Source organism: Actinomadura meyerae, assembly GCF_900188445.1.
Lineage (GTDB): Bacteria > Actinomycetota > Actinomycetes > Streptosporangiales > Streptosporangiaceae > Spirillospora > Spirillospora meyerae.
Genome location: NZ_FZOR01000011.1, coordinates 39,504 through 64,586 on the forward strand (window position 1 = coordinate 39,504; position 25,083 = coordinate 64,586).

21 protein-coding genes are annotated in these 25,083 nt (G+C 73.9%); 9 read left to right on the forward strand and 12 right to left on the reverse strand.

Translation table 11 applies throughout. The annotated features are described in order from the left end of the window. Nucleotides 1–73 precede the first annotated feature (73 nt). From CHF16_RS13735 to CHF16_RS13755, 5 genes are all read left to right on the forward strand, one after another. A complete protein-coding gene (locus tag CHF16_RS13735; RefSeq protein ID WP_089326400.1) occupies nt 74–1,402 on the forward strand; it encodes a sensor histidine kinase in 1,329 nt (442 codons plus the stop codon). Beyond that, nucleotides 1,399–2,064 carry a response regulator gene (locus CHF16_RS13740; RefSeq protein WP_089326401.1) on the forward strand — a complete coding sequence of 222 codons (666 nt, stop codon included), beginning with the start codon at nt 1,399–1,401 and terminating at the stop codon, nt 2,062–2,064. Before CHF16_RS13735 ends, CHF16_RS13740 begins: the two co-directional genes overlap by 4 nt. A gap of 88 nt (nt 2,065–2,152) precedes the next feature. Then, nucleotides 2,153–2,767, forward strand: coding sequence for a response regulator (locus CHF16_RS13745; RefSeq protein ID WP_089326402.1), 615 nt, complete (start codon nt 2,153–2,155; stop codon nt 2,765–2,767). A 297-nt stretch (nt 2,768–3,064) separates the two neighbouring features. Next, entirely contained in the window at nt 3,065–3,700 is a 636-nt protein-coding gene (locus tag CHF16_RS13750; protein WP_218826663.1) for a DUF6230 family protein, read from the forward strand. Between the two features lie 5 nt (nt 3,701–3,705). Then, nucleotides 3,706–4,851, forward strand: a complete 1,146-nt coding sequence (locus tag CHF16_RS13755; protein ID WP_143227969.1) for a DUF6114 domain-containing protein — start codon at nt 3,706–3,708, stop codon at nt 4,849–4,851. Here CHF16_RS13755 and CHF16_RS13760 read toward each other — a convergent pair. Genes CHF16_RS13760 through CHF16_RS41345 form a run of 3 tightly spaced genes read right to left on the reverse strand, consistent with a single transcriptional unit; the run spans nt 4,761 to nt 10,061 of the window. Continuing rightward, nucleotides 4,761–6,230, reverse strand: coding sequence for a serine/threonine-protein kinase (locus CHF16_RS13760; protein WP_089326404.1), 1,470 nt, complete (start codon nt 6,228–6,230; stop codon nt 4,761–4,763). The genes CHF16_RS13755 and CHF16_RS13760 overlap by 91 nt on opposite strands. Nucleotides 6,231–6,252: 22 nt before the next feature. Further along, nucleotides 6,253–7,980 (reverse strand): serine/threonine-protein kinase, encoded by a 1,728-nt coding sequence (locus CHF16_RS41340; protein WP_089326405.1) that lies wholly within the window; start codon nt 7,978–7,980, stop codon nt 6,253–6,255. Further along, nucleotides 7,980–10,061 carry a serine/threonine-protein kinase gene (locus CHF16_RS41345; protein WP_245868459.1) on the reverse strand — a complete coding sequence of 694 codons (2,082 nt, stop codon included), beginning with the start codon at nt 10,059–10,061 and terminating at the stop codon, nt 7,980–7,982. The genes CHF16_RS41340 and CHF16_RS41345 overlap by 1 nt, the downstream gene beginning before the upstream one ends. Before the next feature lie 188 nt (nt 10,062–10,249). Here CHF16_RS41345 and lysX point away from each other — a divergent pair, with 188 nt between their 5' ends. Beyond that, on the forward strand, nt 10,250–13,561 hold the full coding sequence (lysX, locus tag CHF16_RS13775) for a bifunctional lysylphosphatidylglycerol synthetase/lysine--tRNA ligase LysX (RefSeq protein WP_089326406.1): 3,312 nt from the start codon (nt 10,250–10,252) through the stop codon (nt 13,559–13,561). Here lysX and CHF16_RS13780 read toward each other — a convergent pair. From CHF16_RS13780 to CHF16_RS13810, 7 genes are all read right to left on the reverse strand, one after another. Then, on the reverse strand, nt 13,558–14,064 hold the full coding sequence (locus CHF16_RS13780) for a polysaccharide deacetylase family protein (protein WP_089326407.1): 507 nt from the start codon (nt 14,062–14,064) through the stop codon (nt 13,558–13,560). The two genes, lysX and CHF16_RS13780, sit on opposite strands and share 4 nt — an antisense overlap. Before the next feature lie 41 nt (nt 14,065–14,105). Beyond that, nucleotides 14,106–14,486: a hypothetical protein gene (locus CHF16_RS13785; protein WP_089326408.1), complete on the reverse strand. Its 381-nt coding sequence runs from the start codon at nt 14,484–14,486 to the stop codon at nt 14,106–14,108. A 42-nt stretch (nt 14,487–14,528) separates the two neighbouring features. Further along, nucleotides 14,529–15,275, reverse strand: coding sequence for a GNAT family N-acetyltransferase (locus CHF16_RS13790; protein ID WP_089326409.1), 747 nt, complete (start codon nt 15,273–15,275; stop codon nt 14,529–14,531). A gap of 6 nt (nt 15,276–15,281) precedes the next feature. Next, nucleotides 15,282–19,184, reverse strand: a complete 3,903-nt coding sequence (locus CHF16_RS13795) for a DEAD/DEAH box helicase family protein (protein WP_089326410.1) — start codon at nt 19,182–19,184, stop codon at nt 15,282–15,284. Between the two features lie 144 nt (nt 19,185–19,328). Further along, nucleotides 19,329–19,532: a PspC domain-containing protein gene (locus CHF16_RS13800; RefSeq protein ID WP_089326411.1), complete on the reverse strand. Its 204-nt coding sequence runs from the start codon at nt 19,530–19,532 to the stop codon at nt 19,329–19,331. 176 nt (nt 19,533–19,708) lie between these two features. Then, nucleotides 19,709–20,404 (reverse strand): HAD family hydrolase, encoded by a 696-nt coding sequence (locus CHF16_RS13805; protein ID WP_089326412.1) that lies wholly within the window; start codon nt 20,402–20,404, stop codon nt 19,709–19,711. Next, a complete protein-coding gene (locus CHF16_RS13810) occupies nt 20,401–21,051 on the reverse strand; it encodes an MBL fold metallo-hydrolase (RefSeq protein ID WP_089326413.1) in 651 nt (216 codons plus the stop codon). Before CHF16_RS13810 ends, CHF16_RS13805 begins: the two co-directional genes overlap by 4 nt. A gap of 97 nt (nt 21,052–21,148) precedes the next feature. On the opposite strand from CHF16_RS13810, the gene CHF16_RS13815 reads away from it, so the two are divergent. The 3 genes from CHF16_RS13815 to CHF16_RS39440 are packed head-to-tail and all read left to right on the forward strand — an operon-like array spanning nt 21,149 to nt 23,638. Then, entirely contained in the window at nt 21,149–22,213 is a 1,065-nt protein-coding gene (locus CHF16_RS13815) for a phosphotransferase family protein (RefSeq protein WP_089326414.1), read from the forward strand. Further along, entirely contained in the window at nt 22,210–23,316 is a 1,107-nt protein-coding gene (locus CHF16_RS13820; RefSeq protein WP_179271524.1) for an Rv3169 family protein, read from the forward strand. Before CHF16_RS13815 ends, CHF16_RS13820 begins: the two co-directional genes overlap by 4 nt. A gap of 22 nt (nt 23,317–23,338) precedes the next feature. Then, nucleotides 23,339–23,638: a hypothetical protein gene (locus CHF16_RS39440; RefSeq protein WP_143227972.1), complete on the forward strand. Its 300-nt coding sequence runs from the start codon at nt 23,339–23,341 to the stop codon at nt 23,636–23,638. A gap of 73 nt (nt 23,639–23,711) precedes the next feature. On the opposite strand, the gene CHF16_RS13825 is transcribed toward CHF16_RS39440, so the two are convergent. After that, nucleotides 23,712–24,011 carry a Fe-S cluster assembly protein HesB gene (locus CHF16_RS13825; RefSeq protein WP_089326415.1) on the reverse strand — a complete coding sequence of 100 codons (300 nt, stop codon included), beginning with the start codon at nt 24,009–24,011 and terminating at the stop codon, nt 23,712–23,714. Between the two features lie 104 nt (nt 24,012–24,115). Continuing rightward, on the reverse strand, nt 24,116–25,075 hold the full coding sequence (locus tag CHF16_RS13830; RefSeq protein ID WP_089326416.1) for an LLM class F420-dependent oxidoreductase: 960 nt from the start codon (nt 25,073–25,075) through the stop codon (nt 24,116–24,118). Nucleotides 25,076–25,083: the final 8 nt, after the last annotated feature.

Genomic DNA, 25,083 nt, shown 5'->3' on the forward strand with positions numbered 1-25,083 from the left:
CCTCCGGAGGAGTACGGACGCGCACTCCCCGGGGCCGACGTGGCGCGCGGCCCCGATGACTTACCGTGCAGGCATGAGCACCTCACCGCCGCACGGGCACGGCCGCACCGGCTGGCCCCTCCCCGGCACCTGGCCGGTCTGGGTGGTCCCGGTCCTGGTGGCCTTCCTCCAGATCGTCGGGTCGCTCGGGGCGCAGAGCGGCGGCCCGTCCGGCGGCGAAGGGCCCGGCGGCCCGCCGTGGGAGCACGGCGGCGGGGCGTCCGAACCGGGCCGCACCGACCTCGACGCGCTCGGCTTCGCGCTGCTGCTCGGCGGCCCGGCGCTCCTGCTGCTGCGGCGCCGCCACCCGGTGTTCACGGTGTGCGCGGTCTCGGCCGTGACGGCGCTGTACTTCCTGCGCGCCTACACCTACGGCCCGGCGCCGCTCGCGCTGGCCGTCGCGATGATCGCCGCGATCACCGCCGGGCACCGGCTGCTGACCTGGGCCGGGGCGGGCATCGGGCTCGCCGCGTTCTTCACCCTCACCGCGCTGATCGGGGTCCCCGCGGGCGAGCGGGGGCAGGACGGGCCGTTCCCGGTGGAGGAGCCGACCCTCGCCGGGTCGAGCTTCGTCGTCGGCTGGGCGCTGGTCGTGCTGATCGGCGGCGAGCTCATCCGGATGCGGGCGCAGCGCGCCGCCGAGACCGCGCGGACCCGGGCCGAGGAGGAGCGCCGCCAGGCCAGCGAGGAGCGGCTGCGGATGGCCCGCGAGCTGCACGACGTCCTGGCGCACAACATCTCGATGATCAACGTGCAGGCGGGGGTGGCGCTGCACCTCATCGACCAGAACCCCGAGCAGGCGCGGACGGCGCTCGCCGCGATCAAGGACGCGAGCAAGGAGGCGCTCACCGAGATGCGCGGCGTGATCGGCGCGCTGCGGTCGGAGGGCGAGACCGCGCCGCGCGCCCCGGCCGCCGGGCTGGACCGGCTGGACGACCTGCTCGACCGGGCGCGGTCGGCCGGGCTCGCCGTCGACGCCGAGATCACCGGGGACCGGCGGCCCCTGCACGCGAACACCGACCTCGCCGCGTTCCGGATCGTCCAGGAGGCGCTGACGAACGTGACCCGGCACGCCGGTCCCGGGCCGGTGACGGCGCGGGTCCTGATCGCCTACCGTGAACACGGGATCGAGGTCCGGGTCGAGGACGACGGGCGGGGCGCGCCCCTGCTGGACGACCGGCCGGGCGGCAGCGGCCTGCGCGGGATGCGCGAGCGCGCCGCCGCGCTCGGCGGGACGTTCGACGCGGGGCCGCGGCCGGGCGGCGGGTTCCGGGTGCGGGCCGAGCTTCCCCTGCCCGAGGGCGACGCGGGCGGGGACGGCGTGGACGGCGGCGACGGCGGGGCCGGAGGGAGTTCGCGGTGATCAAGGTGATGCTGGCCGACGACCAGGTGCTCGTCCGGGCCGGGTTCCGCGCGCTGCTGGACGCGCAGCCGGGCATCGAGGTGGTCGGCGAGGCGAGCGACGGCGAGGAGGCGGTCGCCGGGGCGCGCCGGCTGCGGCCCGACGTCATCCTGATGGACATCCGCATGCCGGGCCTGGACGGGCTGGAGGCGACCCGCCGGATCGCCGCCGACGAGCGGCTCGACGGCGTCAAGATCGTGATCTTGACCACGTTCGAGTTGGACGAGTACGTGTTCGAGGCGCTGCGCGGCGGCGCCAGCGGGTTCCTCGTGAAGGACACCGAGCCGGTGGAGCTGATCCACGCCGTGCGGGCCGTCGCGGCCGGTGACGCGCTGCTGTCGCCGAGCGTGACCCGGCGGCTGATCGCCGAGTTCGCCGCGCGGGCCAAGGAGCCCGCGCCCTCGCCGCGGCTGAACGCCCTGACCGACCGCGAGCGGGAGGTCATGGCGCTGGTCGGGGAGGGCCTGTCGAACGAGGAGATCGCGGCCCGGCTCGTGGTGAGCCCGGCGACCGCGAAGACGCACGTCAGCCGCACGATGGTGAAGCTCGGCGCGCGCGACCGCGCGCAGCTGGTGGTGTTCGCCTACGAGTCGGGGTTGGTCAAACCCGGCTGGCTGCCCTAGAAATTTACTCTGCATCGATTCACTGTTGCCGTCGGCGGGAGCATGACAGGCTGGACGGCACAGGCCGCCACCGACGTTGAGGAGTCCAGTGCCGCACGACACCAGGATCCTGGCCGTCGACGACCGCGAGGAGAACCTGACCGCCCTCGCGGCCGTGCTCGACGCCCTGCCGGTGGAGGTCGTGCCCGTCACGTCCGGGCACGCGGCCCTGAAGGAACTCCTCAACGACGACTTCGCGCTCATCCTGCTCGACGTCGTGATGCCGGAGATGGACGGCTTCGAGACGGCCGAGCACATCAAGTCCCGGCCCCGCACCCGCGACATCCCGATCATCTTCCTGACCGCGGGCGGCGACGCCGGCGAGCAGGCGTACCGGGGCTACGCGACCGGCGCCGTCGACTACCTGACCAAGCCGTTCGACCCGTGGCTGCTGCGCGCGAAGGTGTCGGTCTTCGTCGACCTGCACCGCCGCAACCTGGAGCTGAAGCAGCAGGCGCGGCTGCTGCGCAGCACGCTCGGCGGCGACGACGCCGACGCCCTCGCGGGCTGCGACCGGCTGCTGGCGGCCCTGGACGAGCGGCTCGCCAAGGTGGAGGGCGACCTCGTCCGGGTGCGGGCGGCCGGTGCCGGGCCGGTCGACGATCTCGAACGGCACGTGCGCGAGCTGCGCCTCGCCGTGGACGCCTTCTCGGCGGGGAGCTGACCCCTCCGGGAAGCCCGCCCGCCGCGGTCTGGTTCAGGACCTCCGTCCCGCGACACCGGGGATCTATGGCCCGTGACGATCACTCTTGGTAGCTGATAGAGATTGATCCTCACCGGCCCTTATTGACATCGAGTTCAAGAGATCCCGCAGGTAAATGCCCCGATTCTTTACCTTCGAGCAGTCCGCCACCGTTTGCCGCAAGTAAGTACTTGGTAGTAACTTGCACTCACCGTCACGAGATCGACCGGTGCCGCCGGGGCTCCGCCCGGCCCGCCGAGACCCCCAGGAGCAACCCCCATGACCGATTCCCCCGACCCGTCCGGCGCCCCCGCCGGCCCGTCCGGCGCCCCCGCCGCGGCCCCGGTCGGCCGCGTCCGCTGGAAGCGGTTCGCCGCCCTCGCCGTCCCCGCCGCGATCGGCGCGGGCGCCCTCGCCTTCATGACCGCGGAGGGCGCGGTCGCCTCCTCCTTCGCCGTCTCCGGCGGCAGCTTCAAGGTCAGCGCCGACTCCCTCAGCGGCCAGGGCTTCGTCCAGTACGGCGGGGTCGACACCGGCAAGGACGGCAAGCAGCACCCGGTGCAGATCTCCGGGATCAAGTCCGCGCAGATCCGCAACATGTGCCAGTCGGTCAAGGTCGGCCCGTTCACCCTGCGGCTGACCGCCGGGACGGGATCCAAGCCCGTCGAGGCGTCCGACCTGATCCTGGACGTCGAGCAGCTCGACGCCGACGCCACGTTCTCCGACATCGAGATCGGCCGCGACGCCGGCACCCTGGACAAGGGCCCGAACGGTGCCCAGGGGCCCGCGGGCATGTTCGGCCAGCAGGCGTCCAGCATCGAGCTGCGCAACGTCAAGCAGGTCGCGTGGGCCACCACCGCCGGAACCTTCAAGCTGAACAACCTCAGCATGAAGCTCGGCCGCGAGTGCTTCTGAGCGCCATGGACTCCGCCGGACCCCGTGGATTCCGCCGCTGGCGGCGGACACGCCCCTTCTGGGGCGGCGTGTTCGCCGTCCTCGGCGGCCTGGAACTGATCGCGATCCCGCTCGCGCCGATGCCGCTCGTCGTCCATCAGGGCATGGCCGGGGTGGCGAGCTGGCTGATCGGCGCGCTGCTCGTCACGGCCGGGCTGCTGCTGTGGCTCCAGCCCGCTCAGCGCAGCTTCTACGGCGTCCTCGCCGTGCTGCTGTCGCTGGCGTCGTTCCTCACGTCCAACTTCGGCGGGTTCTTCGTCGGCCTGCTGCTCGGCCTGGTCGGCGGCGCCCTCGGCTTCGCCTGGTCTCCGGCCGCTCCCGCGGCCCAGGCTCCCCGGAGGACGGCCCGGCACGGCGGGCGGCTGACCGCCATCGCGCTTCCCGCCATGCTGGGCATGCCGCTGCTCGCGCCCTGGCCCACGCCCCTCTGGCCGTGGGCCACCCCGGCGCCCACGGCGACGCCCGCCCCGACGGCCGCTCCCAGCACCGCCCCGACCGCCGAGCCCTCCCCGACCGCCGCTCCGTCGGCCGCTCCTTCGACTGCCCCGTCTGAGAGCACCAAGGCGGCGGCCTGCCCGGACGTCCCCGCGAACGGCACCGGGCTCTCCCAGGACCAGCTCCGTGCTCTCCTGAAGAAGTTGCAGTCGAGCAAGGATCCGGCCTGCCAGGCGAAGGACGGGCAGTCCGCCGCCAAGCCGGCCGCCGGTTCCGGGACGCGGATCTACACCGGTGCGTCGACCCTGCGGGCCAGCTCACTCACGATGTCGGGGCTCAGCTACGACGGCGTCGCGTCGCTGCCGTCGGCGGGCGGGGCGGTGAAGGCGCTGAAGTTCAGCATGTCCAAGGCCGTCCTGAAGAACGTCGACCAGACGGCGTCCGGCGGCCGGGCCGCGGCGCGGACGCGCACCCCCGAGCTCACGCTCTCGGGCGACGTCGTCATGTACACGACGAAGATGTCGTCCAAGCTGCTCGGGATCCCGCTGACCTTCACCCCGGAGAGCCCGCCGCCGCTGACGCTCCCCTACATGGTGATGACGGACGTGGTGTCCGAGCAGCCGTCGGTCACCGCGAACGGCGCGCAGATCACCGGGCTCGGCATCGCCTCCGGCTGAGCGTTCGAGCGCAGCTTGCCGCGCAGGATGAACGCGCCGAGCAGCACCGCCGCCACGACGAGGATCACCGCGAGCGTGACGACCAGCACCGTCTTGTGGCGCTCACCGCCCGCGGCCATGCGCGGCGGAGGCTGCGGCTGCTGCCAGTTCGCGTACTGCTGCGGCTGCTCCCACGGCGGCGGCGTCTGCGGCGGGCCACCCGGCCCGGACCGGGTGCCCGACCTGGACGGCGGCGGCGCCCACTCGGTCTCCAGCAGGGTCTGGGCGTCGCGCTCCCCCGCCCCGCCGGAGCCTCCGGTGCCGGCAGGGCTTCCGGAACCGGCGGGGCCGGGGTCGCGGCGGGTCACCGGCTCGGGCTCGGGCGGATCGAGCCGGGTCACCGGGTCGCTGTACCCGGCCGGGTCGAGGACGGTCTCGGCCGCGTCGTCCCGGCGGGCCGGCGGAAGGCGCCGCGCGGACGGCTCGTCCATCACCGTCGCGCTCGGCGGCTGCGCGGCCGACCCCACGGGACGAGACGGTTGGGACGGATGGGGCGGCCGGGGCGGAGGGCCGGGGCGAGACGGCGCCGGCATCGCCGCGACCTGGGCGAGCAGCGGCTGCGCCTGCGCCGCGGTCATCCGGTGCACCGGCTGGCGCGCCAGCAGCCCGTCCAGCACCCGGGCGAGCGGGCCCGCGTTCCGCGCTATCGGGACCGGCTCGGTCAGCACGGCCTGCAGCGACGACATCGCGTCCGACCGCTCATAGGGCGAGCGGCCCTCGACCGCCGCGTACAGGGTCGCGCCGAGCGCCCACAGGTCCGACGCGGGCACCGCGCGCTCGCCCTGCGCCCGCTCCGGCGGGATGTAGGCGGGCGACCCCATGACCAGGCCGGTCTGGGTGAGCGTCGCGTCGCCCTCCATCTGCGCGATGCCGAAGTCGGTGAGCACCACCCGGCCGGACTGGGTGATCAGCACGTTGCTGGGCTTCACGTCACGGTGCAGGATGCCCTTCTCGTGGGCGTGCCGGAGCGCGCCGAGCATCTGCAGGCCGATCTCGGCGACGCGGCGCGGGTCCAGCGGGCCGCGCTCGATGACGTCCTGGAGCGACGGCGCGGACACCAGCTCCATGACGATCCAGGGCCGGTCGCCCTCCTGCACCACGTCGTGGACGGTCACGACGCCGGAGTGGTTGAGCCGCGCCGACGCCCGCGCCTCCCGGAACGTCCGCTCGTACAGGACGGCGCGCTCGTCCTCGGTCAGGCCGGGCGGGAACACGACCTCCTTGACCGCGACCTCGCGGTCCAGCATGACGTCGAAGGCGCGCCACACGGTGCCCATGCCGCCGCGGCCGACCACCGAGTCCAGCCGGTAGCGGTTCCCGAGCAGACGTGCCTGTGCCATGTCGGAAGGGTCCCCCCGTCGGTCATCCCACCCCGGAGGGACGGAACGTGTCGAGCACATTCTTCACGAGCTGCTCTCTGCCGTTCCACTGGGACGCGGGAACCGCCACCACCACGGCGTACGGCCGGCCCCCGACGATCACGCCCCGGTCGCGGGCGCGGGTGAGGCCCGCGCTCCGGGTCCAGGTGAACTCGATGTCGGCGGCGGGGTGCCCCGCGACGGTCGTCCGGGTGATCGGCCCGACCCGCCGGAAGTTCTGCAGCTTGCCGTCCGCGATGGCCTCCCGCTCCCAGACGACCCAGTGCTCGTAGGGGTCCCCGGTCCAGATCGTCTGGTCGACCTGGATGTAGGCGGTGGACGCGGGGTCGGTCCAGACGACGCTGTTGCCCCGCACCGTGCGCACCCATCCGCGCGGGATGCCGATCGTGAAGCCGCTGCCGCCCGTCCGGACGAGCCCCGGCGGGAGGGCCGCCGGGCTGGTCGCGGGGTGCGACGGGGACGTGCTGGTCTGGGAGTCCTGCGTGGCGGACGGCGTGCTCCCGGCGGCGGCGGGCGGGTTCGTCGTGAGGTCCTGCGAGCCGCCGCCGGACGAGGGGCGGTTCGCCCAGAACACGACCCCGGCGACCGAGATGATCACCGCCGCCGCGGCGAGGCCGCCGAGGAGCGGCACAAGCGACGACCGCTTGCGCGGCGGGGCGGGCGGTACCGGCGCGGGCGCCACCGGCGGCGGGACGGGCACGGATCCGGTCGTCGCCCCCTGAAAGCCCGCCCCCTGAAAGCCCGCCCCCTGAAAGCCCGTCCCCTGCCGGCCCACGCCCTGCTGGTCGGTGCCGGGTGGGAACGGCGCGGTCACGTCCAGGGCCGGGGCGGGCACGGGGGGCGGGACCGGGACGGGCTGCTGCATGGTCGCCGCGTGCGTCATGGCCGGTTCGGCGGCGCGGCCCGCCGCGACCGCCTTGAGCGCCTCCTCGGCCCGGTCGCCGCTCAGCCGCCGCACCGGGTCGCGCTCCAGCAGCGCGGTGAGGACGGGCGCGAGCGGGCCCGCGTTCCGCGGCGGCGGGACGTCCTGCGTCATCACCGCGGCGAGGACCGCCATCGCGTCGGAGCGGTGGTGCGGGGCCCGGCCCTCCGTCGCCGTGTAGAGGGTGGCGCCGAGCGCCCACAGGTCGGACGCGGGGATCGCCGGATCGCCGTTCACCCGCTCCGGCGACATGTAGGCGGGCGACCCCATGATCAGCCCGGTGCCGGTGAGGGTGGCGTCACCCGCGAGCTGGGCGATGCCGAAGTCGGTGAGGACGGCCCGGTCGTCCCCGGCGACCAGCACGTTCGCGGGCTTGACGTCGCGGTGCAGGATGCCGATCGCGTGCGCGGCGCGCAGCGCGCCCGCGACCTGCCGGCCGATCTCCGCGACCCGGCCGGGCGGCAGCGGCCCGTCCTCGTCCACGATCTCCTGGAGCGAGCGGGCCTCGACCAGCTCCATGACGATCCACGGCCGGGCGTCCTCGTCCACGACGTCGTGTACGGTCACGACGCCCGGATGGTTCAGCCGCGCCGACGCGCGGGCCTCGCGGAGCGTCCGGCGGTGCCGGTTCTCCCGCTCCTCGTCGCTCAGCCCGGCGGGCAGCACGACCTCCTTGACCGCGACCTCGCGGTCGAGGGTCTCGTCGCGGGCGCGCCACACGGTGCCCATGCCGCCGCGCCCGACCACGGATTCGAGCCGGTACCGTCCGGCGAGGAGACGGCCGCCCATCAGTCGTCCGCGGGCTTGAAGTGCGCGTAGACCGGCTGCATCTCCTGGAAGACCTTGTCCCAGGCGGCCTCCGGCGCGCGCAGCAGGATCGCGTAGCCGTGGCCGTTCGCCACGAACCCGCGGTTGAGGATGTGCACCCGGCCCCCGTCGCCGCTGTAGGTGAACTCCCAGTCGGCGGAGTCGTCGCCGTCGCCGGTGTCGCGGACGGGCGGGTGGTCGCCGGTCGGAGCGATCTTGATCCTCTTGTAGCCGGGGAACCCGGCACCGCCGCGCTCCTGCCGCCGCCAGTCGCCGATCGCGCTCTCGCCCGGATCGTCGGTCTGGCCGATCTGGATGTAGACCTTGCGGTCGGGCGAGTAGAAGAAGTCGCCGCCCTGCTTGCGCTCGGGACCGGTGTACCCCTTCGGGACGGGGACCGCGTAGCCGGTGCGGTCCTTGTGCAGGCGGAACCCGGCGGGCAGCCCGCCCGGCGACGCGCTCGCCGAGGCGGTGGACGACGCGCTCGACGCCCCGGCCGTGGCGAGCGTCGACGGCGCCGGGCCGCCGGACGGCGTGGCGGCGCCCTCCTTGCGGTCCCCCTTGTCGTCGTCGCCGCTGCTGGCGAGGGCGATGCTCGCGATGACCACGATGATGACCAGCACGATGGCGGCGACGATCAGCACGTTCCGGTTGGCGGCCAGCGCGGGCCGTGCGGACGGGTGGTGCGTCGTCGGCGGGAAGTGCGTGGCCGGGCCGGGCGGGTCCTGCTCGGAGGGGACCGTGTCGGAGCGGACGGCGCCGGCGGGCTCGGTGCGCGGCCCGGACCGCCATGACCTGACCCGGTCGGGGTCGGGCGCGGTCTCGGCCGGGTCGCCGGCGCTCGCCCGGGTCGCCTCGCTCCCCCGGCCGCCCCGCTTCGCCGCGCGGGTCACTTCGGCGGGGAGGTCGAGGCTGGTCAGCTGGTCCGGCCGCGCCTCCTGGGCGTTCTCGGACGCCGGAGCCCGCGGTGACGACGCGGACCGTGCGGACGGAGCGGCCGGGGCCGATGGAGCCTGCGGGGCCGGCTCGGGGGCCTCCGGGCCGCCCTGCTCCTCCAGTTCCTCGGGGAGCGGCTGGTCGGGCGCGTACGTCTCCGGGTACGGCTCGGCGTACGCCTCCGCGTACGGCCGCGACCGGTAGGCGGAGTCCTGGACGGTGCCCTGCGGGTCGGCGAGGTCGTCCATGGAGAACTCGACGGCCATGGTGCGCTGCGTGTCGACCGTCTCCTGGCGGACGATGTCGTCCAGCAGCGCGCCGGCCTCGATCGCGTCCATCCGCTGGTCGGGGTTCTTGCGCAGCAGCCCCTCGATGACCGGGACGAGCCGGCCGCCCTTCTCCGGCGGGTCGGGCTCCTCGGAGATCACCGCGACCAGCGCGGCCATCGGCTCGGGCCGCTCGAACGGCGACCGGCCGTGCACCATCGCGTACAGCGTGACGCCGAGCGACCACAGGTCGGACGCCGGGCCGGCGACGCGGCCCCGCGCGCGCTCGGGCGCGATGTAGGCGGGCGAGCCCATCACCAGGCCCGTCTGGGTGAGCGTGGCGTCCCCGGCGGCGGTCGCGATGCCGAAGTCGGTGAGCACCGCGCGCTCGCCCATCCGGCCGGTCCCGGTGATCAGCACGTTGCTCGGCTTGACGTCGCGGTGCAGGACCCCGGCGCCGTGCGCGGCGTGCAGCGCGGCGAGCATCTGCCGGCCGATCTCGGCGGCGCGGCGCGGCTCCAGCGGACCGTCCTGCTTGATCACCTGGTCCAGCGAGCGGGCCTTGATCAGCTCCATGATGATCCACGGCCGGTCGTCCTCCTCGACGACGTCGTAGACCGTCACAACGCCGGGGTGGCCGAGCCGCGCGGCGGTGCGGGCCTCACGGAACGTGCGCTTGTGGTGCACGGCGCGTTCCTCATCGGTGAGACCATGCGGGAGGATGACCTCCTTCACCGCAACGTCACGACCGAGGACCTCATCGTGCGCCTGCCAGACCGTCCCCATGCCGCCTCGGCCGACCTGGGTCACCAGGCGGTAGCGGCGGGCGAGCAACCGCTCACCGGTGGGTTCATTTGGCATATCCGCGACCATATCGACTTTTGCTGACAACCTTGGACCGAGCTTGCAAGCCACATCCCCCTATCCGTACGACGTCCGGCACCATCCCGAGGTTCGCCGCCGGACGGGCCCCCGCCGCGGACGAAAGCGTGATGGACGTGACACCCGGTAAAAAGAACAGAGCCGAACCACGCGGGGACCGGGGGGGCATGACGGAGAAGGAGCCGCCGGGCACGGGCACGGGCGGCCTGCGGGGCGAGTGGGAGCGCCTCATCCAGGCCGCACCCACGATCTTCTTCTGGTACACCCGACTCTCCGGGATCCTGTCGCTGCTCGCGTGGGTCTCCTATGGTCTCATCCTCGAGATAGCCGATATCTGGGCGCTGCGCTGGATCGGCTACCTCGGCTGGTTCCCCAGCGTCCCCGTCGGGCTGCTGTGGATCCTGCTGTCGATGGGCGTCCGGCGGCGCAAGAAGGCCGCCTGGCGGATCCTCCTGCTGATCTTCTGCCTGCCCACGGCGCTCGGCGTCACCGCCGTGCTGACCACGCTGTTCAACCCGGAGCGGCCCACCCCCGTCGGGCTGATCGTCACGGCCGCCGTGTACCTGGCCGTGCTCGGCCTGCTGATCTCCGCGCGCGGCGAGTTCACCACCCTCCCGGACCGTGCCAACCGGCGGCTCGCGACCATCGTCTTCACCAGCCTCCTGATCGTGACCTGCGGGATCGGCACGTTCCTCGTCACCGTGACCGACGGCAACCGCAGCGGCGACCTGTGGACGCATCCGCTCTACGCGATCGCGCAGACCGTCCTCGGGCCGCGCGTCACCGGCAAGCCGATCGACGTCGCCGTGCCGTTCTGGGTCGACGCGATCCTGTGGAGCCTCGGTACCGGGCTGCTGATCGTCACGTTCTGGGCGCTGTTCAAACCGGGGCGGCGCGACCCCGTCCTGTCCCCCGGCGAGGAGCTGTCGGCGCGCGCGCTGCTCGCCGAGTACGGCGACCAGGACTCGCTCGGCTACTTCGCGCTGCGCCGCGACAAGGACGTCATGGTCGCGCCGAACGGTAAGGCGGCCATCGCCTACCGGGTCGAGGGTTCGGTCTCCCTCGCCAGCGGCGACCCCCTCGGCGACCCCGAGTCCTGGGACCAGGCCATCGAGGCGTGGCTGGAGGAGTGCCGCGCGCACGCGTGGATCCCCGGCGCCGTCAGCGTCGGCGAGCGCGCCGCCCACATCTACAAGCGGCACGGGTTCGACGCGCTGGAGCTCGGCGACGAGGCCATCATCGACCTCACCGACTTCAACCTCGACGGGCGCGAGATGCGGCAGGTGCGGCAGGCCGTCCGGCGCGTCGAGCGGGCCGGGTACACGGTCCGGATCCGGCGGCACGCGCAGATCCCCGGCTGGGAGATGGCCAAGCTCATCCGCAGCGCCGACGCCTGGCGCGGCGAGGAGACCGAGCGCGGCTTCTCCATGGCGCTCGGCCGGCTCGGCGACCCCACCGACGGGCGCTGCGTCATGGTCGAGGCGTTCGACGCGCACGGGGAGCTGCGCGGCCTGCTCAGCTTCGTCCCGTGGGGGCGGGCCGGGCTGTCGCTCGACCTGATGCGCCGCGACCGGCTCGCCGAGAACGGCCTCAACGAGTACATGGTCGCCAAGCTCGCCGAGAAGGCCGCCGCGATCGGCGCGCAGCAGCTGTCGCTCAACTTCGCGATGCTGCGCTCGGCGTTCGAGCGCGGCTCCCAGATCGGCGCCGGGCCCGTCGCGCGCCTCTACTACAAGTTCCTGTCGTTCGCGTCGAAGTTCTGGCAGCTCGAATCGCTGTACCTGTCGAACGCCAAGTACATGCCGCACTGGCGGCCCCGCTTCATCTGCTACACGCAGAGCCGCCACCTCGTCCGGCTCGGCCTCGCCTACGCGCGCGCCGAGGGGTTCCTGCCGAGCTTCAACCGGCCGAAGCTCGACCGGGCCGCCGCGATGGTCCCGTCCACCGACCTCGTCGACAAGATCCACGAGATCGAGGAGGCGGCGGACGCGGCCCGCGCCCCGCAGCGGCGGCTGTCGGAGCAGGAGCGGGTGCGGCACGCCAAGCTCGACCAGATCCGCGCCGCCGGGATGGAGCCGTACGCGCTCGGCTGCGAGCGCACCGACTTCGCCGCCGGGATCCGCGACCGCTTCCCCGGCCTCGCCCCCGACACGCGCACCGGCACCGAGGTCGCCATCGCGGGACGGGTCGTGCTCGCCCGCGAGCACGGCCGGCTGATCTTCGTCACGCTGCGGGACGAGACCGCCGACCTGCAGGTCATGCTGACCGCCGACGCGCTCGGCGAGGAGTCGCTGCGCCACTGGAAGACGCTCATCGACCTCGGCGACCAGGTCGGGGTGCGCGGCGAGGTCGTCACGTCGCGGCGCGGGGAGCTGTCGGTGCTCGCCGCGTCCTGGACGCTCGCCGCGAAGTGCCTGCGCCCGCTGCCGAACAAGAGCTCCGGGCTGTCGGACCCCGAGGCCCGCGTCCGGCAGCGGTACGTCGACTTCATCGTGAACGACGAGTCCCGCCGGATGCTGCGGATGCGCGGCGACGCCATCGCCGCCGTCCGCGAGGGGCTGCGCGACCGCGGCTACCTCGAGGTCGAGACGCCGATGCTCCAGCCCGTCCACGGCGGCGCCGCCGCGCGGCCGTTCACGACCCGCATCAACGCCTACAACATGCAGCTCTACCTGCGGATCGCGCCCGAGCTGTACCTGAAGCGGCTGCTGGTCGGCGGGGTCGGGCGCGTCTTCGAGCTGAACCGCAACTTCCGCAACGAGGGCGTGTCGCAGAAGCACAACCCCGAGTTCACAATGCTGGAGGCGTACGAGCCGTACGGCGACTACGACACGATGGCGGAGCTGACCCGCTCCCTCGTCGTGGACGCGGCCCGCGCCGCCCTCGGTACCACCGTCGTCGTCCGGGACGGCGTCGAGTACGACCTCGCCGAGCCCTGGCACGAGATCACCGTCTACGAGTCGGTGTCGAAGGCCCTCGGTGAGGAGGTCACCCCGGGGACGCCCGCGGACGTGGTCCGCGGCTTCGCCGAGCGGCACGGGCTGAACGCCGACCCGCAGTGGGGGCAGGGGAAGGTCGTCCAGGAGCTGTTCGAGGAGCTCGTCGAGGAGCAGCTGACGGCGCCGACGTTCGTCCGCGACTACCCGGCCGAGACGTCCCCGCTGACCCGCCCGCACCGCGCCGACCCGCGGCTCGCCGAGAAGTGGGACCTGATCGTCTTCGGCCTGGAGCTGGGCACCGCCTACTCCGAGCTGATCGACCCGATCCTGCAGCGCAAGCGGCTCACCGAGCAGTCGCTGCAGGCGGCGGGCGGCGACCCGGAGGCCATGGAGCTCGACGAGGACTTCCTGCGCGCCCTGGAGTACGCGATGCCGCCCGCCGGCGGCATGGGCATGGGCATCGACCGGCTGCTGATCACCCTCACGGGCCGCAGCATCCGGGAGACGATCCCGTTCCCGCTGGTGCGCCCCGGTTCCTAGAGGGTGCGCGGGACGGGCCGGTAGCCCTGCTCGGCGAGCCAGGCGCGCGCCGCGCCCCGCCGGGCGTCCTCGCCTTCGGGCAGGGCGCCCGGCGGGATCGGCAGCCAGCGCCACGGGTCCGCCGGGGACGCCTCGTCCTCCGGCAGGACGTCGCCGCGCTCCAGGTCGAGCAGGTGGCCGCCGTCGTCGAGGGCCGCCGCGACGGCGCCGAGGTCGACCGGCAGCGGGCCGAGCGGTTCGGCGGGCGGGGCGCCGTCGAGCGCGGCGGCGAGTTCGGCGGCCAGCTCGGCGTCGCCCGGCAGGCCGCGCGTTCGCAGGCCGTCCAGGCAGGCGCGGGCGAGCGCGCCGTCGCCGCCGTCCCGGGACAGCGCGGCGAGCAGCACGTCACCCGCGTACTGGAGCACCGGATCGAGCGGACGCCCCCGGAGGACCGAGGTGTCGCCGTCGCCCCGATGGGCGGCGGCCCGCAACCGCGCCAGCGCCTCCTCGTCCCATTCCGTCACATGACATTTGTACAGACATCCGCTGACATCAGTACCCGAATTCACCGAGCGCGCTTGTCCTCGACATGGAGCACGGAGAGTTCCCGGGCGTCCTGATCGCGTTTGCTCCGCCCGAACAGGCCCACGACCAGATCGTCCGCGGCTTCCTCGACCTCGTCCGGAGCGACATAGGTGAGGATGTCGCCGTGGTGCCCGTACACGGCCCATCCGGGGGCCGCGTCGAGGTCGATCGTCCCGAAGTCACCGGCCGGGGTGCCCCCGTGAACGGGCCCGTACTCGCGCAGCAGTGCCACCGCCTGGGCGCTCAGATCGTCCTCGGGCTCCATCAGGATCACGCACGTGCCGTGCTCGAACAGGACCCACGACTTCTCGTCGCCCAGAATGACGTCCCGCCACACCTGGACCAGTTCTCCGGTCACCATGCGGGCGATTCTGCCGGTCGCCACCGACACTTCGCACACCCTTTACCGCCGCCCGGCGCTCCGGTAGTGGTAGGTGCGCATTTCGGTGAAGCCCGCCCGCGCGTAGAGCCGCGACGCCGCCGCATTCCCGCGTTCGACCTGGAGGTACATGCGGTCGGCATCGTTCGCGTCCGCCCAGCCGGCCAGCGCGGACAACACATTCCGGGCGGCGCCTTTCCCGCGCGCCTCGGGAAGCGTCGCCATGCTGAAAACGCCCGCCCACCCGGAATCGAGCACCGCCCGGCCGACCGCGACGACATCGTCTCCGATCAGCGCGGACACGTAGGCGGACGGCAGGTCCACGCGGGCCAGCATCTCCCACTCGGCGGCGGACTCGCCGTTCACCGCCTGCCAGGCGGCATACCACGCGCGCGTCGGACGCTCGTCCACTCTGGCATTCAGCGTGCTTTCGAGTTCGCGGACGCGTGCGGTGCTCGCGGCGCGCAATGACACGGGGCTGTGCCGCCGATAACCCCGCCGTTCGAGAAGGTCGTCGAGCCCCTCAGGGCACACCCCAGGAGTGAGCTGGAATCGCGGCACCGCGCCATGGGCGGCATAGAACTCCTCCGCCGCGACGACCCTGCGTTCCATCTCGCCCGGCCCGGCCGCGCCATGCGGAAGCGCCGCCCCCACCCACCACGAGCCTTCGGGGGCGAGCCGCAGCAGCCATCCGCCGGCGTCCTCGACCCGCTCCGCCGGCTGGCCGCGCGCCGCCTTCTCCTGGAGAGACCGCACGAGTTCGCCGACCATCAGAGGTCAGTCCTCCGCCTGCTGCCGGTAGGTCTCCACGGCGTAGCGGAGCCGCGCGCCGACGAGGAGCGCCTCATCCTCGGGGCAGGCGAGGAGCCGCGCGACCAGCTCGACGAGCTGGTCATCGCTGAGGTCCGGCTCCCGCTCGGCGATCCGCCCGACGATCTCGACCAGCTCGGGCCGCTTGTAACTCACGATCGACTGCCCGCGCCGCACCTTCGCGTGCTCCCCGGAGCCGTCCCGCTGCGGCGGCACGTCCACGGGCTGCGTCTCGTCCGCCGGACGCGGCGAACTCGGAGAGGGAGGCGGCACGGGCGGTCCCTGCTCCTCCGGAGGATGCGGCGCCCCGGACCGAAGCGGCGAGTCCAACCGGCGCGGCGGCATGGGCCGACGCCGCGACTCCGGCGGCCGCGGCACGTCTGGGGGTCCCTGCACCTCCGGCGGACGCGGCACCCCGCGCCGACGAGGCGAGTCCGGCGCGCGAGGCGGCATCGGCGGGCCCTGCGGGTCGTCCAGCGGGCGCTGCCTCTCCAGCGAACGCGGGGGAACCGGTCGGCGCGGAGGCGGCCCCGGGGGACGCTGCGACTCCATCGAAGGCCGCGTCTCAGCCGGAGGTCGCGGAGCATCCTGCGGGCGTGGGGGCTCCTGTGGGCGCGGGGGCTCCTGCGGGGCCTGCCGCTCCAGTGATCGTGGCGGAACCGGTCGGCGCGGTGGTCCGGCCGGGCGCCGTGGCTCCGCAGGAGGCTGTGGCTCGGGCTGGCGTGGGGCTTCCTGCAGGCGTGGGGGGTTCTGGACGCGTGGGGCCTCGTGCTCGCGCGGGGTTTCCTTCGGGTGCGGGGCTGGGGGGTGCTGGGGCTTCGGGGGCGGGTGGGGGCCGGGGGTGCCCCACAGGGCGGGGATATTCGGCGTTGCAGGGGGACGGCGCTCCGGTTCCGGGGGCTCGGGCGTCGTGTCCGGGCGTCGGGGAGGGGGGCCTGTCGGGGGGCGTCGGGGTGGGGCGGCCTCGGGTGGGTTCGGGCGCGGAGCGTCCAGGCGGCGGGGCGGGACGCGGCGGGCGCCGGGCTCGTTCGCTTCGCGTGAGGGCAGGGACGGGGCGTCCAGGCGGCGGGGCGGGGTCTTCGCCCGGGGCGGTTCCTGCTCCGTCTCGTCGCGGGGGGCGGTCAGGGCGGTGAAAAGGGTGGTCGTCGGGGTGATCGCCTCGTGCAGGTGGGGTGGGAGGCGGGTGGCGGGGAGGGGGCCCTCGGGGGGCGGGAGGTCGGCACCGGCGGGGCCGACGAGGATGGCGCGGGGTGCCAGCCAGAGGAGGAACAGGGCCTCGGCGCCGGCCTCGTGCTCGCCGTCCACGATGACGGCGTCGAACGAGTCGGGTTCGGGCGGCAGGACGTCCGGGATGCGCCAGAGCGGGAGGATCCAGGCGGGGACGTCGGCGAGGTCGGCGGCGGCCGTCCACGCCTGGGCGGTGGTGAGGGCGGCGCGGGCCTCGGCGAGTTCCTCTTCGGCGGCGGCCAGTTCGGTGCGGGCGGGCGGCGGGGTGGCGGCGGCGCGGCGGGCCCAGGCCCAGGCGTCGTCCCAGCGGCGGGTGCGGTCGTGCCAGGCCTCGTCGCCGTCGGTGGCGATCATGAGGTTGGCGAGGTCGGGGTGGACGGCGCGGACGCGGTCGAGGAGCTCGGTGCAGCGGATCTGCAGGGAGCGCTCGTGGCGGGCCTCGGCGAGAGCGCCGAGGGCGCGGCCGTAGGCGGCGGCGTCGCGGGCCTCGATCGCGGCGATGGCGGCGCCCAGCTCGGGGGGATCGTCGGCGTGCGGGGGGCCGATCGAGTCGCGGAGGGCGTCGAGGTCGGCGGTGGCGCGGTTGACGCCGAGCCCTTCGAGGGCGTTGCGGAGGGCGGTGGCGTAGGCGTGCCACTGCGCCGGGTGGTTGATGGACACGCCGAAGCCGTGCCGGTCGAGGAGCGTGCGCGTCGAGTCGACGGCGGGCATGGCGTCCCGGACGCGGGCGAGGCGGGCGTGGGCGCGGACGAACCGGGCGATGCGCTCGGCGGGCGGGAGGTCGGCGGGGAAGGAGATGCCCGCGGCCTCCCAGACGTACTGGAGCTCGCGGCAGGTGATCCGCACCATGAGGTCGGTGTGGACGAGGTGGAGCAGCTCGGCCGTGGTGGGCGCGGCGCCGTCCACGGTGACGGTGGCGAGGAGCGTCTCGGCCTGGCGCTGGGCCGCGGAGCGCAGGGGCCCGCGCTTGAGGGTGCCGCCGCCGGCGAGGTAGCCGCGCAGGTCCTGCGCGGCTGCGGCGAGGCCGCGCAGGTCGGCGTCGGCGGGCAGCTCGACGCGGTGGCGGCCGAGCCCGGCGAGGGCGCGCTCGGCCCACTGGGCGCGGTCCGTCATCTCCACGACGCGGGCCCAGATGAGCGGGCGGCGCTCGGCGAGCGCGTCGCTGAACGCGCGGACGGCGAGGTCGGCGGGGTTCCAGCCGCCGGGGTGGCCGTCCAGGCCGAGGTCGCGGAGCGCGGCGGCGACGATGGACGCGTCGCCGTCGAGGCGGGCGAGGAGGGTGACGTCGCTGTCGCGGAGGCGCTGCGACAGGTCCGTGCGGGCGCGCTCGGCGCGCTCGGCGGCGGCCTGCTCCGCCTCGATCAGCGTGCGCACGTAGGCGGCGCTGGGCAGCGCGCCCGGGTCGACGTCGCGCTGCGCGGTGCGGGCCTTGCGCTCGGGGCTCTCCTCGGCGAGCAGGACGACCAGCTCCGCCGCCTCGGACCGGGAGATCGGCGGGGTCGGCGGCAGGTCGGGCCGGACGGGCAGCCACGACAGCTCGGGGTCCTCGTCGCGGCGGTCGGGCGCGGGCGCGGCGGACTCGCCGTCCAGCCGCTCGGCGAGTTCGGTGACGCGCCGCGCGGCGGCCTTCTCGCGCTCGGCCGGGGCGGCGGCGTCGGGCCGGGCGGCGCGGACCGCGTCCCGCACCTGCGCGCCGGTGGCCGCGTCGGTCGCGGTGAGCTCGGCGAGTCCGGGCGGGAGGGCGGCGCGCAGCGCGGTGGACGCGCCGGGCCCGGACGTGGCGACGAGCACCCGGTGGCCGCGCGCCAGCATCCCGGCGAGCAGGTCGGGGACGGTCTGCGGCGTCCGCTCCGGGATGTGCATGACCTGCGGTCTGCGGCCGGGCGACACCAGCCGCGCCAGCCCGTCCGGCACGCGCCGGGGCAGCAGGCTGAGCAGCCGGGCGTGGTGGTCGGCGACGGCGTCGCGGCCCGGCGGCCGGACGACGAGCGCGGGCGCGAGCCGGATGCGCGGGGCGGGCGGCCCGCCGTCGGTGCCGGGCGTCCAGTCCTCCCGGTACTCGGCGGGGCCGGTAAGCGCCGTCTGGGCCCATTTGCGCAGGACGTCGCCGACGGACGGGTTCAGCCCGAAGCCCTGCCCGGCCTGGACGGCGTCGGCGATCCAGCCGGCGGGCCGGAACCCGGGATGCCCGGCGAGCAGCTCCCGGTCGCGCAGGGTCGTGTGCCCGGTGAGGACGACGTCGACGCGCTCGGTGCGCTCGTCCACGACGATGCGGACGGGCGTGCTCAGCAGGTGGTCGTGGACGGCGGGGCGCCACGACAGCAGGCCGGTCGCGAGCACGACCTCCTGCCCGGCGAGCTCCCGCAGGACCCGGTACCAGTTGCGGAGCGCGAGCCAGCCGTCGAACTCCTCCAGCACGACGGGCGGCGTGAGCGGGATGACCGGGATGCTGAACAGGACGTCGCCGGGCCCGGCGTCCGCCTCCACGTAGACGTCGCCGGGCAGGTCGGCCAGCCACTCGACGTGGTCGTGGCCGGCGAGGTCGCGGGACGGGCGCCGCCGGGCCCGCGCCAGGTCGCGCAGGAACCCCAGCAGCCGGGCCGCGTACTCCGCCTCGCGCGCGGCGGCGGCCTCCTCAGGCACCTGGCTCCTCCCCTTCCCACGGAGGGACGGGCCCCTTCCGGCGTTCCCCGCCCGGGCGACCGGACGGCGGAAGGGGTCCGATGGTGGTGCCCCGATCTAACACCCATGCGGGTGCCCGGTCGAGCACTATCGATGATCTTGGAGCTAGCGGACGCCCGCCGTGTGCCGGTCCTCGTCGGGCATCATCACCCACAGGACCAGGTAGACGACGAACTGCGGGCCCGGAAGCAGGCACGAGAGGACGAAGAGCAGGCGGACCATCCCGGGCGTCATGCCGAACCGGCGGGCGAGGCCGGCGCAGACGCCCGCGATCATCCGGCCGTCGCGCGGGCGGTAAAGACCGTTCATGGGTTCTTCTCTCCCCGATTAATCGAGCGGTGAACGCGGCCGCGGTCTCCGTCGCGGCCACGTTCTCCACGCTACGAACCGGGCGAGCCCCCCACATCGGCCGCAAGACCCGTTCCGGCGCCATACTCGCGGATTAGGGGACATCCCCTAGGGGCGGTCTCGGACGCGCCCCAGTGCTACCGGGCGTTGTACTCGGCGACGAGCTTCGGCAGGTCGACCAGGTCGTCGAGGACGAACAGGCAGTCGCGGAGCGCGGCGTCGTCCCGCTGGATGTGGCCCCAGGGGCCGCGCCGCAGGAACGCCGCCCGCATCTCGAACTCCAGCGCCGGGCGGACGTCGTTGTCGATGCGGTCGCCCACGTACAGGACCCGGTCGGGGAGCACGTCGGCGAGCTGGGCGCAGCGCTCGAAGAACTCGGGGGACGGCTTGCTGACGCCCCACACGTCCGAGATGCCGACGACGTCCGCGTCCAGGGCGATCTCCGCCATGTGCGCCGCCGCCTCGACCGGCTGGTTGCCCGCGATCCCGACGTAGAGGCCCTGGTCGCGGAGCCCGGACAGGCAGGCCCGCGCGTCCGGGTACAGGTCGTCCGGCCCGAACCCGTTCGGGACGCCCGCCTCGGCGCGGCGCCGCTCCTCCTCCGCCAGGTCGAACCCCGGCCGGAAGTACTCCAGGACGTCCATGTGGGTGCCGCCCGTGGCGAGCACCGCGCCGAGCTTCGCCAGGAACGTGTGCCTGGGCACGCCGAACCAGTCGGCCCACCGCCCGTAGATCTCCCCCTCGTTGATGAGGGTCTCGCCGATGTCGAAGAACACCGCCCGGATGGGCGGCGGCGCGGAGGCGGGGGGCCGGGGGCGAGGGGAACCGGTCATTTGGCGGCCAGGTCCACCGTGGTGCCCGGGGTGAGGCGGACGTACTCCTTGCCCTGCTCCTTGCCCGCGTTGCCGACGAAGTTCTGCAGCACCTGCAGCCCGATGTCGTTCAGCAGGCCGTCGTGGACGATGAAGGCGCGCTCGGGGCGGACCTCCCGCGTGTACTGGATCAGCTCCGGGATCTTCATCCAGGGCGCGTTCCCCGGCAGGCACAGCGTCGGGACGGGCTCGGACGGGACGGTCCACGCGTCGCCCGGGTGGAACACCTCGCCGTTCACCAGGAAGCCGACGTTCGGGATGGGCGGCACGTCCGGGTGCAGGATCTCGTGCTCCTCGCCGTAGACGTGCACGTCGAAGCCCGCGATGGTGACGGCGTCGCCGTGGCCCACCTGGTGGACGCGCCCGCCCAGGTCGGCGAGGCTCTCGGCGACGACGCGGGACGTCCAGACCTCCAGCTCCGGACGCTCCGCCATCGCGGCGCGCAGCGCGTCGGCGTCGAAGTGGTCGAAGTGCTCGTGGGTGATCAGCACGGCGTCGGCGGCGGCGACCGCGGCGGCACCGTCGCTGAAGGCCCCGGGGTCGATGACGATCGTGCGGTCGTTCTCGGTGAGCTGCACGCAGGCGTGCCCAAGCTTGGTCAGACGCATCCGGCCATGTTTTCACGCCGGGGGTCCCGCACCCATTGACCGCCCCCCGGCTCGTTGATAGAACACGTTCTACTTTGCTGCGGCGCAAGGAGGCGGCATGCCCGTTCCCGACCAACGCGATCCCGAGATCACCCGGCGCGCACTGGCGGACTGGCTGGCCGGGCGGCTGCCCGGCGCCGCCATCCCCGCCGTGGAGACCCCGCAGACCAGCGGGTTCTCCAACGAGACCCTGCTGTTCGAGGCCGAGTGGGCCGACGGCGGCGAACCCCGGCGCGAGCGGCTCGTCGCGCGGGTCGCGCCCGTGAAGTACCAGGTCTTCCCCGAACCGCGGTTCGCCGAGGAGTACCGGCTGATGCGGATCCTGGACGAGCGCACGAGCGTCCCGGTGCCGCCGATCCGCTGGTACGAGCCGTCCCCGGACGTGCTCGGCGCCCCGTTCTTCGTGATGGGGCGGGTCGACGGCCGCGTCCCCACCGACATGCCGCCGTACCACCTGGACGGCTGGGTGACCGAGGCCCCGCCGGAGGAGCGGGCCGCGATGTGGTGGTCCACGCTGGAGATCCTCGCCGTCCTGCACCGGCTGGACGTCCGGGAGCTGGAGCTCGGCTTCCTCGACCAGCCGCAGTGGGGCGCGCCCGGCCTCGACCAGCGGCTGAACTACTACGAGCACTACCTGCACTGGGCCTACCAGGGGCCGCAGGAGACGGCGCTCAAGGCCCTGGAGTGGCTGAAGGCGAACCGCCCCGAGGAGCCGGACGAGCCGGTGGCGCTGTGGGGCGACGCCCGCATCGGCAACGTGATCTTCCAGGAGGGCGTGCCCGCGGCCGTCCTGGACTGGGAGACCGCCGCGCTCGGCGCGCCCGAGGAGGACCTCGCCTGGTTCCTGTTCCTCGACCGGCACCACAGCGAGGGCGTCGGCGCGGCCCGGCTGGACGGCTTCCCCTCCCCCGCCGAGACCGTCGCCCGGTACGAGGAGCTGCTCGGCCGCCCGATGCGGGACATGGCGTACTACGAGGTCCTGTCCGGCTTCAAGTTCTCGGTGATCATGGCGCGGATCGGGCAGGCGATGATCGACTTCGGCTGGATCGAGCCGTCCTCCGACTTCCCGTACAACAACAACTGCACGCAGCTGCTCGCCCGCATCCTCGGAGGTGACCGGTGACGCTGTCGCCGCTCGACGACTACCCGATCCACCAGGCGCCCGAGGTGATGCGGCACGTCACCACGTCCGACCGCAACTTCTACGACCGGTACTACTTCAACGCCCACCCCTGCTCGGACGAGCTGATGCTGATCATCGGGATCGGGCAGTACCCGAACCTCGGGGTGATGGACGCGTTCGCGGTCGTGCGGCGCGGTCCGATCCACAAGGTCGTCCGCGCGTCCCGCGAGCTGGGGAACGACCGCATGGACACCAGGGTCGGGCCGTTCCGCGTCGAGGTCGTCGAGGGGCTGAAGCGGCTCAGGGTCGTCCTGGACGAGAACGAGCACGGCCTCGCGTTCGACATGGTCTGGGAGGGGGCGATCCCCGCCACCCTGGAGCCGCCGCACTACCTGCGCTGGCAGGAGCGCGTCATGTTCGACTCGCGGCGGCTCGCGCAGACCGGACGCTGGTCCGGCACCATCACGGTCGACGGCGAGACCATCGCCGTCACGCCCGACCACTGGTGGGGCTCGCGGGACAGGTCCTGGGGCATCCGCCCCGTGGGCGAGCCGGAGCCGCCGGGCATCCAGGTCAAGAACGCCGGCACGTTCTACTGGCTCTACACGCCGATGCAGTTCGAGGACCACTCGATCCTCTGCATCGTCCAGGAGGACGAGAAGGGGCGCCGCGTCCTGGAAGAGGCGACGCGCGTGTGGTCCGACCCCGACCGCGAGGCGGAGTACCTGGGACGGCCCGAATACCGTCCCGAGTACGCCGAGGGAACCCGCGACGTGGTCACCGCCACGCTCCGCTTCGCGCCGCCCGGCGGCGAGCCCTTCGAGGTGAGGGCTACGCCGATCCTGCCCGTCCACATGATGGTCGGCACCGGGTACGGGCTGGAGCCCGGCTGGAAGCACGGCATGTACCAGGGGCCAGACCTCAAGGTGGAGGGCGTCACCCATGACGTCCGCAACCCGGAGGACGCCGCCCGCATGTGGGGCATGGTCGACGCGGTCGGCAAGTACGAGTACCTGGACGGCGCCCAGCCGACCAGCGCCGTCACCGGCTACGGCCTGTACGAATACTGGGCGCTCGGCCCGCATCCGTCCTTCCCCGAGTAGCGGATCTGGGAGACTGGCGAGCGTGACGACCCCGTCTTCGCCCGACCCCCAGGACGCGGATCGGCCGTCCCGGAACGAACCGGACGGGTCCTCTGCGGAGCAACGGCCTCCCAGGACCACAGGGAAGAGCAGCCGCCGGTCCGGCTCCCTCCGCTCCGCCGGCGCGCTGCGAAGGGAACTGGACCAGCAGGTGCGCGACCACTACGGCACATGGCGCGACCAGCCGCGCGGCCTGGCCTGCGCGGTGATCGCCGCCTTCATGATCCTCACCACGGTGGCGTTCGTGTTCGCGGTGCTCGCCGTCGTCGCGGCCATGCGCTGAACGCGCGGGGCTGAACGCACGGGGGCCGGGACCGCTCGCGGCGGCCCCGGCCCTCGCACGTCGTTCGGGTGGGTCAGGTAGGGGTCCCCTCGGTTCCCTCCGCGATGGTGAAGGCCACATCCCCCTGCGGGTCGACCTGCGCGTCGAGGGTCTTGTCGTCGAGCATCTCCGCGACGGCCGCCTCCAGGTACACCTTGGCGCCCTCCTCCTCGACGACCTGGTCGCCGGCCTCGGGCGCGGGGGCGACCGACAGCCGCAGCGCGTCCGAGCCGTCGAGCCCGGACTCGATGCGGATACCGGTCTCCGGCGGAAGCTCCGGATTGGCGGTCACCGTACGGATGACCTGGACGGCACCGCTGGTCAGCGTGAGCACGATCAGCTCCTCACGTCTCTGTCTGTTCGGATCTGCCCCACCCTCCCCGAACGAGGGCGGGGCAAACATCCGGACGCAGCCGAGCGGGACGCGGCCGGCGGGTGTCAGCCCGCGCTGGGCGCGAGCGCTCGCGCCGCCTCCACCGGGGAGAGCCCGCCGCCGGGGACGACGGCCAGGACCGGCGTGGTCAGGCCGCTATCCACGTACTCGCGGACGCGCGCCCGGCACGCCGCCGGCGACCCGTGCACGATCAGGTCGTCGACGACCTCGTCCGGGATGACCTCCAGGGCCTTCTTCCGGTCGCCGGCCGCCCACGCCTCGTTCATCGGGCGCAGCGCCTCGCCGCGGCCGAGCCACTCGTGGAACGCCCGGTACACCGGGACCGTCATGTACGCGGCGATCATCCAGCGGCCGATCGCGCGCGCCTCCTCGGCGTTCTCGGTCGGGCAGACGAACAGCCGCGCGATCAGCTCGGGCTCCTCGCCGATCACGCCGCGGACCGTCCGGACGTCCTTCGGCGCGAGCCAGTTGGTGATCGCGCCGTCGGCCTCCCGCGCGGCGAGCCGCAGCATGCCGGGGCGCAGCGCCGCGAGGACGATCGGCGGCGGGGCGTCCGGGACGTTGTCCAGCTTGAAGCCCTTGACGGTGAAGGTGTCGTACTCCTCCTTCACCTTCTCGCCGGCGAGGGCCTTGCGCAGGAAGCGGAGCGTGTCGCGGACCCGCTTGTACGGGTCGTCGAACGGGATCCCGTTCCAGCGCTGCACGATCGTGTCGGACGAGGTGCCGATGCCGAGCACGAACCGTCCGGGCGCGAGGCCGGCGATCGTCGCGGCCTGCTGGGCCAGCAGCGCCGGTCCGCGCGTGTAGACCGGCACGATCGCGGGACCCAGGCGCAGCTCGGGGCCCCACTGGGAGGCGAGCGCCAGCGGGGTGAACGCGTCGGTGCCGTTGGTCTCGGCGGACCAGGCGTCGGTGTAGCCGAGCCCGGACAGCTCGGCGACCAGCTCGCGGTGCTCGGCCAGCCCGAGCCCCGTCATCGGAATGGTCAGTCCCCAGCGTGACATGCGGGCCT

Bases quoted from the DNA above. Each gene is read 5' to 3' on its own strand.
- CHF16_RS13755 (WP_143227969.1), top strand. From the start codon at position 3,706: ATGGACTCCGCCGGACCCCGTGGATTCCGCCGCTGGCGGCGGACACGC.
- CHF16_RS13815 (WP_089326414.1), top strand. From the start codon at position 21,149: ATGCCCGTTCCCGACCAACGCGATCCCGAGATCACCCGGCGCGCACTG.
- CHF16_RS13785 (WP_089326408.1), bottom strand. From the start codon at position 14,486: ATGGTGACCGGAGAACTGGTCCAGGTGTGGCGGGACGTCATTCTGGGC.
- CHF16_RS13805 (WP_089326412.1), bottom strand. From the start codon at position 20,404: ATGACCGGTTCCCCTCGCCCCCGGCCCCCCGCCTCCGCGCCGCCGCCC.
- CHF16_RS13800 (WP_089326411.1), bottom strand. From the start codon at position 19,532: ATGAACGGTCTTTACCGCCCGCGCGACGGCCGGATGATCGCGGGCGTC.
- CHF16_RS13760 (WP_089326404.1), bottom strand. From the start codon at position 6,230: ATGGCACAGGCACGTCTGCTCGGGAACCGCTACCGGCTGGACTCGGTG.
- lysX (WP_089326406.1), top strand. From the start codon at position 10,250: ATGACGGAGAAGGAGCCGCCGGGCACGGGCACGGGCGGCCTGCGGGGC.
- CHF16_RS41345 (WP_245868459.1), bottom strand. From the start codon at position 10,061: ATGCCAAATGAACCCACCGGTGAGCGGTTGCTCGCCCGCCGCTACCGC.
- CHF16_RS41340 (WP_089326405.1), bottom strand. From the start codon at position 7,980: ATGGGCGGCCGTCTCCTCGCCGGACGGTACCGGCTCGAATCCGTGGTC.
- CHF16_RS13735 (WP_089326400.1), top strand. From the start codon at position 74: ATGAGCACCTCACCGCCGCACGGGCACGGCCGCACCGGCTGGCCCCTC.
- CHF16_RS13830 (WP_089326416.1), bottom strand. From the start codon at position 25,075: ATGTCACGCTGGGGACTGACCATTCCGATGACGGGGCTCGGGCTGGCC.
- CHF16_RS13790 (WP_089326409.1), bottom strand. From the start codon at position 15,275: ATGGTCGGCGAACTCGTGCGGTCTCTCCAGGAGAAGGCGGCGCGCGGC.
- CHF16_RS13750 (WP_218826663.1), top strand. From the start codon at position 3,065: ATGACCGATTCCCCCGACCCGTCCGGCGCCCCCGCCGGCCCGTCCGGC.
- CHF16_RS13810 (WP_089326413.1), bottom strand. From the start codon at position 21,051: ATGCGTCTGACCAAGCTTGGGCACGCCTGCGTGCAGCTCACCGAGAAC.